The 10,940-nt window shown below is 67.0% G+C and carries 7 protein-coding genes; 3 read left to right on the top strand and 4 right to left on the bottom strand.

Annotated features, from left to right (window positions below):
• Window positions 1-124 precede the first annotated feature (124 nt).
• From HWX87_RS08780 to HWX87_RS08770, 3 genes are all read right to left on the bottom strand, one after another.
• Window positions 125-3,316: an efflux RND transporter permease subunit gene (locus HWX87_RS08780; protein WP_176046765.1), complete on the bottom strand. Its 3,192-nt coding sequence runs from the start codon at window positions 3,314-3,316 to the stop codon at window positions 125-127.
• Window positions 3,317-3,331: 15 nt separating this feature from the next.
• Window positions 3,332-4,570 (bottom strand): efflux RND transporter periplasmic adaptor subunit, encoded by a 1,239-nt coding sequence (locus tag HWX87_RS08775; protein WP_176046764.1) that lies wholly within the window; start codon window positions 4,568-4,570, stop codon window positions 3,332-3,334.
• 231 nt (window positions 4,571-4,801) lie between these two features.
• A complete protein-coding gene (locus HWX87_RS08770; RefSeq protein ID WP_176046763.1) occupies window positions 4,802-5,683 on the bottom strand; it encodes a LysR family transcriptional regulator in 882 nt (293 codons plus the stop codon).
• Window positions 5,684-6,347: 664 nt separating this feature from the next.
• Here HWX87_RS08770 and HWX87_RS08765 point away from each other — a divergent pair.
• The gene (locus HWX87_RS08765) at window positions 6,348-7,262 is read left to right on the top strand and encodes an AraC family transcriptional regulator (protein ID WP_244137638.1); all 915 of its coding nucleotides are present in this window, start codon (window positions 6,348-6,350) and stop codon (window positions 7,260-7,262) included.
• A 6-nt stretch (window positions 7,263-7,268) separates the two neighbouring features.
• On the opposite strand, the gene HWX87_RS08760 is transcribed toward HWX87_RS08765, so the two are convergent.
• Entirely contained in the window at window positions 7,269-8,213 is a 945-nt protein-coding gene (locus tag HWX87_RS08760; protein ID WP_176046761.1) for a LysR family transcriptional regulator, read from the bottom strand.
• A gap of 184 nt (window positions 8,214-8,397) precedes the next feature.
• Between HWX87_RS08760 and HWX87_RS08755 the strand changes: the two genes are divergently transcribed.
• Window positions 8,398-9,714, top strand: a complete 1,317-nt coding sequence (locus tag HWX87_RS08755) for an MFS transporter (protein WP_244137637.1) — start codon at window positions 8,398-8,400, stop codon at window positions 9,712-9,714.
• A 149-nt stretch (window positions 9,715-9,863) separates the two neighbouring features.
• Complete coding sequence (locus tag HWX87_RS08750) at window positions 9,864-10,919, top strand: porin (protein ID WP_176046759.1); 1,056 nt, start codon at window positions 9,864-9,866, stop codon at window positions 10,917-10,919.
• Window positions 10,920-10,940: the final 21 nt, after the last annotated feature.

The raw sequence follows: 10,940 nt of genomic DNA, 5'->3' as shown, positions 1-10,940 counted from the left end.
TAGACGCCGCCGGCCGGGTACGCCTGCGCGACGGGTGCGTCGGGCCGCTTGTAATGCGGCGCCATCGTGCAGCCCGTGGCAAAGAGCGCGACCGCGATTGCAGTCAAAGCGTGTTTTTGCATCATTACTGCCCCTTCGAATCGTGTGCGTCGCCGTGACCGCGCTGCAGGTCACCCTGCACGAGACGCCATGCGTCGTCGACGTTTTCCGTCTCGCCGCTGAAGATCGCGCGAACCCGCACGAAGAACATCGGGATCATGAAGATCGCGAGGAACGTCGCCGTGATCATCCCGCCGATCACGCCCGTGCCGATCGCATGCTGGCTGGCCGAGCCTGCGCCGTTGCTGATCGCGAGCGGCAGCACGCCGAGCATGAATGCAAGCGACGTCATCAGGATCGGGCGCAACCGCAAGCGCGCCGCCTCGATCGCCGCGCGCACCGGCCCCATGTTCTCCTTCGCCTGCAGCTCTCGCGCGAATTCCACGATCAGGATCGCGTTCTTCGCCGACAGGCCCACGGTGGTCAGCAGGCCGACCTGGAAGAACACGTCGTTCTCGAGGCCGCGCAGCATCGTCGCGAGCAGCGCGCCGACCACGCCGAGCGGCACGACCATGATCACCGAGAACGGGATCGACCAGCTTTCATACAGCGCCGCCAGACACAGGAACACGACGAGGATCGAAATCGCGTACAGGATCGGCGCCTGCGAACCGGACTGGATTTCCTGGAACGACAGCCCCGTCCACGAATAACCGATGCCTTCCGGCAGCTTGCTTGCGAGCGCTTCCATCGCGGCCATCGCCTGGCCGGTCGACTTGCCTTCCGCGGCCTGCCCCTGGATTTCGATCGACGACACGCCGTTGTAGCGTTCGAGCTTCGGCGAACCGTAGATCCAGTGGCCGGTCGAGAACGCGCTGAACGGCACCATCCCGCCCGCACTGTTGCGCACGTACCAGATGTTCATGTCTTCCGGCGTCATCCGGAACGGCGCGTCCGACTGCACGTACACCTTCTTGATCCGGCCATCGGTATCGAGGAAGTTGTTCACGTACTGCGAGGCCCACGCGATCGAGAACGTCTGGTCGATCGCTGCAGCAGTGACGCCAAGCGCATTCGCCTTCTCTCGATCGATGTCGACCTTGTACTGCGGCGTGTCGTTCAGACCGTTCGGACGCACGAGCGCGAGCGCGGGATCCTTCGCGGCCATCCCGAGCAACTGGCCGCGCGCGGCCATCAGCGCCTCGTGGCCGAGACCGGCGTTGTCCGTCAGCTCGAAGTCGAAGCCGGCGGCCGTGCCAAGTTCGGGAATCGACGGCGGGTTGAACGGAATCACCATCGCGTCCTTGTACGTCGAATAGTGCGCGAAGGTCCGGCCGATCAGCGCCTGGACCTTCTGGTCCGAACGCTGGCGTTGCTCGTACGGTTTCAGCTTCACGAACACGAGGCCCGCGTTCTGGCCGCGGCCCGCAAAACTGAAGCCGTTGACCGTGAACACCGAATCGACCACATCCTTCTCCGCGGTCGTCAGGTACGTGTTGATGTTGTCGAGCGTCTTGCCGGTCGTTTCCTGCGTGGAACCGGACGGCGTCTGCACGATCATGAACATGTAGCCCTGGTCTTCATCAGGCAGGAACGACTTCGGCAGGCGCGCGAACATTACGCCGACCGCGATGAACACGGCCAGGTAGATCACGAGCCAGCGGCCCGAGCGCCGGATCACGTGATTCACGCCACCCGTGTAGCGATCGCGACTGCGATCAAAGGTGCGGTTGAACCAGCCGAAGAAGCCCTTCTTCTCTTCGTGATGCCCTTGCGGGATCGGCTTCAGGATCGTCGCGCACAGCGCCGGCGTCAGAATCAACGCGACGAGCACCGACAGCACCATCGCCGACACGATCGTCAGCGAGAACTGACGATAGATCGCGCCGACCGAGCCGCCGGAGAACGCCACCGGCACGAACACCGCCGACAGCACGAGCGCCACGCCGACGAGTGCGCCGGTGATCTGGCCCATCGCCTTGCGGGTCGCCTCCTTCGGTGACAGGCCCTCTTCCGCCATCACGCGCTCGACGTTCTCCACCACCACGATCGCATCGTCGACCAGCAGGCCGATCGCGAGCACGAGGCCGAACATCGACAGCGTGTTGATCGAGAATCCGGCGACACCCATGATCGCGAACGTGCCGAGCAACACGACCGGCACCGCGATGGTCGGGATGATCGTTGCCCGCAGGTTCTGCAGGAACAGATACATCACGAGGAACACGAGCACGATACCTTCGATCAGCGTCTTGACCACTTCCTCGATCGACAGGCGCACGAACGGCGTCGTGTCATACGGGTAGTGGACGACCAGACCGTGCGGGAAGTACTTCGACAGCTCGTCGATCTTGGCCCGCAGCGCCGTCGCGGTCGCCAGCGCGTTCGCACCGGTCGCGAGCTGGATACCGAGGCCGGCCGTCGGCTGCCCCATGTACTTCGTGTCGAACGTGTAGTTCTCCGAACCCAGTGCCGCGCGGCCGACGTCCTTCAGCCGGACCTGCGAGCCGTCCTGGTTGACTTTCAACAGGATGTTGCCGAACTGCTCGGGCGTGCGCAGCAGCGTCGATTCGGTGATCGTCGCCTGCAGCATCGTGCCCGGCTTCGCCGGCGTGCCGCCGATCTGGCCGCCCGCGATCTGCACGTTCTGCTGCGTGATCGCGGTCGACACGTCGACCGGCGTGAGGCCGTAGTTGGTCAGGCGGTTCGGGTCGAGCCAGATCCGCATCGAGAACTGCGAACCGAGCAGCAGCGTCTGGCCGACGCCGTTGACGCGGCTCAGCGGATCGAGCACGTGCGAGGCCACATAGTTCGTCAGGTCCTCCTTCGACATCCTGCCGTCCTCGGAGTTGAACGCGAACCACATCAGCCAGTTGCTGCTCGACTTCGTGACCTGCATGCCGAGCTGCTGCACGACCTGCGGCAGGTTCGGCGTCGCGAGCGACAGCTTGTTCTGCACCTGGACCTGCGCGACGTCCGGATTCGTGCCCGGCGAGAAGGTCAGCGTGATCGTCGCGTTGCCCGAGTCGTCGCTCGTCGACGACATGTACAGGAAGTTGTCGAGACCGCTCATCTGCTGCTCGATCACCTGCGTCACCGTGTCTTCCACCGTCTTCGCGGAAGCGCCCGGATAGTTCGCCTGGATCTGGATCGTCGGCGGTGCGATCGTCGGATACTGCGCGATCGGCATCTTGAAGATCGATGCGATGCCGGCCAGCATCAGCACGATCGCGATCACCCACGCGAAGATCGGGCGATCGATAAAGAACTTGGCCATGAAACGGACTCCCAGTTATTGCGCGGCCGACGCGGCGGCCGAACTCGCAGCAGCATTGGTGGCGGTACTTGCCGGCGCGGCGTTTGCAGGCGTAGCAGAAGCGGCATCCGGCGCCGGTGCGAGCTGCGCCGCGACCGTCTTCACGGTCGCACCCGGACGCACCTTGTCGACGCCCTGAACGATCACGTGATCACCCGCTTGCAGACCGCCTTCGACAATCCAGTCCTGACCGTACGTGCCGGTCGTCGTCAACGGACGCGTCTCGACCTTGTTGCTGGCGTTCACCACCATCGCGACCGCCTGGCCCTTCTGATCATGCGTGACGCCGATCTGCGGCACCAGGAACGCGTTCTCGTTCACGCCTTCCTCGATGCGTGCACGCACGAACATCCCCGGCAGCAGCACGCGGCCCGGGTTCGGGAAGATCGCGCGGATCGTCACCGAGCCGGTGGTCTGGTCGACCGTCACGTCCGAGAACTGCAGCTTGCCCGCTTCCGAGTAGGTCTTGCCGTCTTCGAGGACCAGCGACACCTTCGCCGCACCCGGGCCGCTCGTCTTCAGGCGGCCGCTCTGCACGTCCTGGCGCAGCTTCAGCCCTTCGAGGCTCGACTGCGTGAGATCGACGTACACCGGATCGAGCTGCTGCACGGTCGACATCAGCGTCGCCTGGCTCGCCTGCACGTACGCGCCCGGCGTCACTTGCGAGATGCCGACGCGGCCCGTGATCGGCGACACGACATCCGTATAGCCGAGGTTGATCTGCGCGGTGTCGACCGCTGCCTTGCCGGCCGCGACGTCCGCGGCGGCCTGACCTTGCGTGGCCACTGCGTTGTCGTAGTCCTGCTTGCTGACCGCGTTCGCGGCGACCAGCACCTTGTAGCGCGCGACCAGTGCGTTCTGCGTGACGAGGTTTGCCTGCGCCCGCGCAAGCGTCGCCTTCGCGCTGTTCAGCGCGGCGACGTACGGTGCCGGGTCGATCTTGTACAGACGCTGGCCAGCCGTGACGTCGGTGCCTTCGGTGAATTCACGGCGCAGCACGATGCCGTCGACCCGCGCGCGGACCTGCGCGACGAGGAACGCACTGGTGCGGCCCGGCAGTTCGGTCACGGCCGGCACGGCTTGCGGCTGGACGGTAACGACGCCGACTTCCGGCGTTTGCGGCGGCGGCGCCGATTCTTTTTTCCCGCACGCGGCCAGGAAAACGGCAGCCATTGCGGCAGTAATTAAGCGGTATGGAACCCGTTCGACGCGCATGGAGCGACCTCTCGCAAATAGACAACCTTCAATGGGAATCACCAGATCTCCTCACGGCCTGCATGCGCGAACGGAATGCTGTCGCTTCCGGTCCGCCACCCATGCGGGCGCTTGCTTCGGGTGTGCGTTGCACCCTGCGGAGCGTTCGTTTGCCGAACTGCTTCCGTAAAAAAGGAACGGCGAGCCCGCGGCCCCGGCGGGCTCGCGTTGCCGTGGCGGCCGGTCGGGCCGCTAGCGCACGGGCCGGAACGCGGCGCCGGCGAATTCGATGAATGCGCGCGCGGCGGCCGGCAAATGCGCGGCACGCGCGTGCGCGAGCTTCAGCGTGACGGGTGCGAGCGGGCGGACCGGCGCAATACGCACCAGCGTGCCGGCCGCCAGATCGCCATCAACGAGATACACGGGCAGCACCGCCGCGCCCATGCCGGCCACGGCCAGCCGTCGTGCCATCTCGAGATGGCCGACGCCCGCATTGCCGGGCACCGTGCCCGGTCGAATCACGGCTGCAGGATCGTTGTCGGCCGCCGGCAGTTCGAGGCGTACGGTCGCGAGGTCCGGCCAGTCGCCCGATGCGGCCGCACCGCCATGTGCGGCGACGTAACCCGGCGCGGCGACGCGCACGGATTCATACGCGGCAAGCGTATGCAGCGCGTGCGCACCGGACACCGGCATGCCGTCGGTCAGGAACGCGACGTCGATGTCTTCGGCGGTCAGGTCGACGTGCGCATCGGTCAGCGTCACGGTCGGCCGCACGTCCGGAAACAGGTGCACGAAACGATCGAGCAACGCGCTCAACTGGCTCAGCCCGAACGCGACCGGCGCGGCCACGCGCAACACGCCTTCCGGCTTGCTGCCCATCGCGACGAAACGGCCGTCGATCTCGTCGATCGCACCGAGAATCCGCTCGACACGCGCGAGATACAGCTCGCCGATTTCCGTCAGCGACTGGTGGCTGGTGCTGCGTTGAAGCAGGCGCGCGCCGAGCCGCGTTTCGAGCGCATCGACCAGCCGGCTCGCCATCGCCGTCGACACGCGCAGCCGCGTCGCCGCCCGGCGAAACCCGCCTTCCCTTGCCACCGTCACGAATGCCCGAATCGATTGAAGTTGGTCCATTTGTCCGGATTCCCCTGCGCGGACGGCTGCCGTTCCACCTGCGCCCGCCGTCGCCTCGCGGCCGATCTGCATCGGCCCGGCCAATGCGGCGGCGCCGACACCGGCCACGCCGGGTCGGTCGGTACGCTCGCGACGGGCGCGCGCCGGCATGCAACGGACGCAAACCAGCCTCGGCTGGCCCGATGCACGACCATTCGATAGCAGTCCTGAGTCTTTTCCAGTGGTTCGCAACGGCAGCACGCACGGCTGCGACCGCGCATCATGCGCCGGTCTTGCCCGCGTTACCCGAACGCGCTGGAACACATTTCTTTCAGCAGGTGCAATGGTATGAAAACCGCCGGAAAATGGCTTGCCCGATCCTGCGATTGTTTTGCCTTAATTTCCGAATTTGTGCGCTGCACACTACGCAACGACGGCCGATGCGACCACCGACCGTGCAGGTCCGGATGATCGGGCTAATTTCCGACAGGTTTGGGCAATCCCGCGCGCGCATCTGGCCGTACGATGTGACCGCCGTGCCGGCGCCCCTGCCTGCACCTCGACGGGGAATCGCAGCCGCGCACCTCGCATCGCTCACTCCGCCATCCGCTCACTCAACATGGAAATCGACGCCCGAACGCCATCGCAACCGCGCCCCCTGCACGATCACGACCCTCGGTCGCCGGTGCGGCCGCACGCGGCCCGGCTTGCGGCGCTGATCGCCGCGTATGCGCCGCACGACGGGTCGTTCGACCTGCCGGTGCGCGGCATGCGCATCTCACGCGCATCCGGCGCGCCGCCGCAATGGAACCACGGCGTGCACCACGCGTGCCTGAGCATCGTCGGCCAGGGCGCGAAGTCGATGCGGGTCGGCGACGCCACCTACGCGATCGATGAAGCGCGGATGCTGGTCGCGACGGCCGACGTGCCCGTCACCGGCCGCGTGACGCGCGCGAACCCGGCCGAGCCGTTCCTTTATGCGCAGCTCGAACTCGATCCGGTGCGCATCGCGGCGCTCACGCCGGTTGTCTTTCCGCGCGGATTGCCGAAAGCCGTCGACTACAGCGCGCTCGACACACTCGACGCGACGCCCGAAATCGTCGACGCCGTCGCGCGGCTGATGCAGCTGATCGCGCAACCCGACGACCTCGACCTGCTCGCGCCGCTGATCGTCGACGAAATCCTCATCCGGCTGCTACGCGGCCCGTCGGGGGCGCGCGTCGCGCAGGTCGGCGAGGCCGGTTCGACGACGCAACGCATCTCGCGTGCGGTCGCGTGGATTCGCGACCACTACCTCGATCCGATGACGGTCGACTCGCTCGCGCAGCAGGTCGACATGAGCCCGTCGACCTTCCATCACCACTTCCGTGCGGTCACGTCGATGAGCCCGTTGCAATGCCAGAAGGTGCTGCGGCTGCAGGAAGCGCGCCGCCTGATGTGCCTGTCGGCGATGGATGCGCGGCAAGCGTGCCGCAGCGTGGGCTATGTCAGCGCGTCGCAGTTCAGCCGCGAATACGCGCGGTTGTTCGGCGATGCGCCGGGCCGCGACGTCGCGAGGCTGCGCGGCGAAGCGGTGCCGCTGTCGCGCGTCGCCCCGTAGGCTGCTTCACGCGCGGGGCGTCCGCGAGCGTGCGCGGCCCTTCTTCCCGCCCGCATTTGCCCGCTCGGCCTGCACGGCTTCGTCGATGCAACGTACGAAGTATTCGGCCGACGACGTGAGCACCGCGCTGTCGCGAAACAGCAGATACAGGTTGCGCGCAGGCGGCTGCCCGACGAGATCGAGCGTCTTCAGCGTATCGGAAGCATCGCCGCGCAGCGCCAGCTGCGTCCACGCCGTCACCACGTCGCTGTTGACGGCCAGCGCGTAGAACAACGTCTGTGACGCGCAACGCGTCACGCGGCGCGGCACCGGCAGGCCGGCCTGCCCGAACAGCTCGGCGAGATACGCGCGGAACTCGGCAGACGGCCCCGTATGCAGCCACTCCGCGTCCTGCAGGTCGGCAAGCGACGTCGCACCGGCGAGCTTGCCCTTGCCGCTCACCGCGAACCACATCGGAAACGTGTCGAGATGCTCGCAGCGCACGGACGTGAAGTCCTGCGCATCCGCGCCCGCGCCCAGCGCGAAATCGAGCGCGCCGTTCTTCAACTGCTCGACGAGTTGCGACGGGCTGCCCTCGACGAACTCGAGCTGCACGTCGGGCATCGCGCGGCGAAAGCGGTTGTACGCAGCCGGCAGCACCGTGATGCCGGCCAGCGGCGTCATCCCGATTGCGAGCTGCCCCTGCCGGTTCTCGCGCAGCTGCGCCATTTCCTCCTCGGTGCGCGCGACCTCGTTGACGACCAGCTCGGCGCGCTGCAGCATCGCGCGCCCCGCATCGGTCAACGTCACGCCGGACGAACTGCGCGCGACCAGCATCAACCCGAGTTCGTCCTCGAGATCGCGCAGCGAGCGCGTGACGGCCGGTTGCGTGAGGTGCAGGGTGCGCGCGGCTTCATGGATGCTGCCCGAGCGGGCGACGGCCACGAGCGCGCGGAGCTGGTGAAGTTTCATGCGACGAATGGAAGCGACCGCCGGGAGGCGACCGTCGGGCATCAGGGGATAAACAGATGTTATCAGGATAAAAATTTGCGCGTATCGCGATGTTTTCCCCGGTCTTAACATGCGGCCAGCTCTCGCAGGATGCCTGACGATCCATGCGGCGCTCACGATACCGATACCCATGGAGACACCCCCGATGCAAGACGCCGCCACGCCGCTCGTCGACGCGCCGCCGACCGTGCGCCGCCGCTCGGCACAGACCCGGACGATCATCGCCACCTCGGCCGGCAACGCGCTCGAGATGTTCGACTTCACCGTGTTCAGCTACTTCGCCGCGCTGATCGGCAAGACGTTTTTCCCGGTCGATTCGGGTGCCGGCCCACTGCTGCTCGCGATGGCGACGTTCGGCGTCGGCTTCGTGATGCGCCCGCTCGGTGGCGTGCTGATCGGCAATTACGCCGATCGCGCCGGCCGGCGCGCGGCGCTGACGCTGACGATCCAGTTGATGATCGCGGGCACCGCGCTGATCGCACTGACGCCGTCCTATGCACGCATCGGCGTCGTCGCGCCCGTGCTGGTCGTGATCGGCCGGCTGCTGCAGGGCCTGTCGGCCGGCGGCGAGATCGGCGCATCGACCACCTTCCTGATGGAATCGGGCCCGCTGTCCGGCCGCGGCTTCATGGTGAGCTGGCAAATGATCAGCCAGGGCGTCGCCGCGCTGCTCGGCGCGCTCAGCGGCGCACTGCTGTCGGCCGTGCTGTCGACCGACGCGCTCGAAAGCTGGGGCTGGCGCGTGCCGTTCCTGCTCGGCCTGCTGCTCGGCCCGGTCGGCTTCTATATCCGCCGCCATCTCGACGAAACGCATGTGCCGACGCACGACGCCGGCGGCAGCGCGGTACGCGAAGTGTTCACGCGCTACCTCGGCCGCGTCGTGCTCGGCACGCTGATGATCATCGGCGGCACGTCGACGCTGTACATCTTCGTGTTCTATATGCCGGCCTATGCGGTACGCACGCTCCACCTGCCGATGGCGACGTCGCTGCTCGCCGGCTGCGCGTCGGGGCTCGCGATGATCGTCGCCGCCCTCGTATCGGGACTGTTGGTCATCGACCGCCTGCCGCGCCGCAAGCCGATGATCGCCGTCACGTGGCTGCTGTCGCTCGCATGCGTGTATCCGGCATTCCGGCTGCTGATCGCCGCGCCGTCGGTCGGGCTGATGGTCGCGATCGTCACCGTCGTGATGGCGTTCGCTACCGCCGGCAGTTCCGCCTTCCTGCTGCTGATCATGGAAGCGTTCCCGCCTCGCGTGCGCGCCACCGCGCTCGCGACGATCTACAGCTTCGGCGTGACGATCTTCGGCGGCTTCGCGCAGTTCAACGTCACGTGGCTGCTGCATCGCACCGGCGACCCGATGTCGCCCGCATGGTATGTGCTCGCGTGCGGCACCGTCAGCATGATCGCGCTGTGGCGCTTCCGCGAACGCCCGGCAGATTCGCTCGACGACGGCCGCTGACCGGCGCACCGCTTCATTCACGGCGACGCCGGGCACCGGCTCCGCCCCTTTCTACCCGACAACAGAATCCGCGACGTCGACGCGTGCGCGGGCGGGCCGTTGCACGCCTGCGATTCGCGCGCCGACGATCGCGACACCACGAGACAAACGTGCGCAATTCAACCCTGATGGCCGCGTGCTTCGCGGCAACCTGCATGTGGGCCGCGCCGGCCCGCGCGAACGTCCAGATCTACGGCGCACTCGACAGCTTCCTGCAATACGCGCGCGTCGGCAGCCAGACGAGCATCGGCCTGATGAGCGGCGGCGCATCGACGTCGCGCTTCGGCTTCATCGGCAGCGAGGATCTCGGCGGCGGCCTGCGCGCGAGCTTCCGCCTCGAAAGCGGCTTCGACCTGATGTCCGGCCGTCAGCAAAGCGCGGCGTCGTTCTACAACCGCGAAGCCAACGTCGCGATCGGTTCGGACGACTGGGGGACGATCAAGCTCGGCAAGCAGTATCCGGCGATCGTGCCGGAAGCGGCCGATCCGTTCTACCTCGTCGGCCAGTTGTCGCCGTTCGCGAGCACCGCGCTGATCGGCAGCGACCTCGGGCGCGGCGCCGCATCGCTGCCGGGGCGCATCGAGAACGCAATCAGCTACAAGACGCCGACCTACGGCGGGCTCGACGTCACCGTGCTCTACGCATTTCGCAACGCGGCGGGCGCGAGCCCGATCGCGAGCAACGCAGGCGCCGTCGCCAACTTCGCGCGCGGCCCGGTGATGCTGAGCGGCGCGTACAACGCGATGTGGGCCGCCACGCAGTCGACACCCGGCGGCGCTCCCGACGGCCCGCGCACCGACTCGGTGATGGCCAGCGCGTCGTACGCGTTCGGCCCGACGCTCGCGTCGTTCGCGTACACGCTGATGCGTCCCACCGCGCCCGGCACGCTCGTCGCGCAGGTCTATTCGCTGGGCGCGATCTGGCAGCGCGGCCCGCACGCACTGCGCGCCGATCTCGCCTACCGCACGATCGCCGGCCAGGCGAGCCACGCACTCGGTGCGCTGCTCGGCTACGACTACCAGTTCTCGAAGCTTACCGGCATGTATGTGCGAATCGGCGGCTTCAGGAACACCGGTCAGTCGGCGCTGTCGTTCGGCTCCGCGCCGATGTCCGCCCCCGGCATGAGCAGCACCGTCTTCGCCCTTGGCCTCCGGCAGAAATTCTGACCGCGCCAGCCTCTTTACAGG

It is taken from the genome of Burkholderia sp. BCC1644, from assembly GCF_902833225.1.
Lineage (GTDB): Bacteria > Pseudomonadota > Gammaproteobacteria > Burkholderiales > Burkholderiaceae > Burkholderia.
The sequence above is the reverse complement of the archived record's forward strand: the minus strand, read 5'-3'. Positions and strand labels throughout refer to the sequence as shown.

Coding starts and splice junctions, on each gene's coding strand:
- HWX87_RS08760 (WP_176046761.1), bottom strand. CDS start 8,213: ATGAAACTTCACCAGCTCCGCGCGCTCGTGGCCGTCGCCCGCTCGGGC.
- HWX87_RS08780 (WP_176046765.1), bottom strand. CDS start 3,316: ATGGCCAAGTTCTTTATCGATCGCCCGATCTTCGCGTGGGTGATCGCG.
- HWX87_RS08770 (WP_176046763.1), bottom strand. CDS start 5,683: ATGGACCAACTTCAATCGATTCGGGCATTCGTGACGGTGGCAAGGGAA.
- HWX87_RS08775 (WP_176046764.1), bottom strand. CDS start 4,570: ATGCGCGTCGAACGGGTTCCATACCGCTTAATTACTGCCGCAATGGCT.
- HWX87_RS08755 (WP_244137637.1), top strand. CDS start 8,398: ATGCAAGACGCCGCCACGCCGCTCGTCGACGCGCCGCCGACCGTGCGC.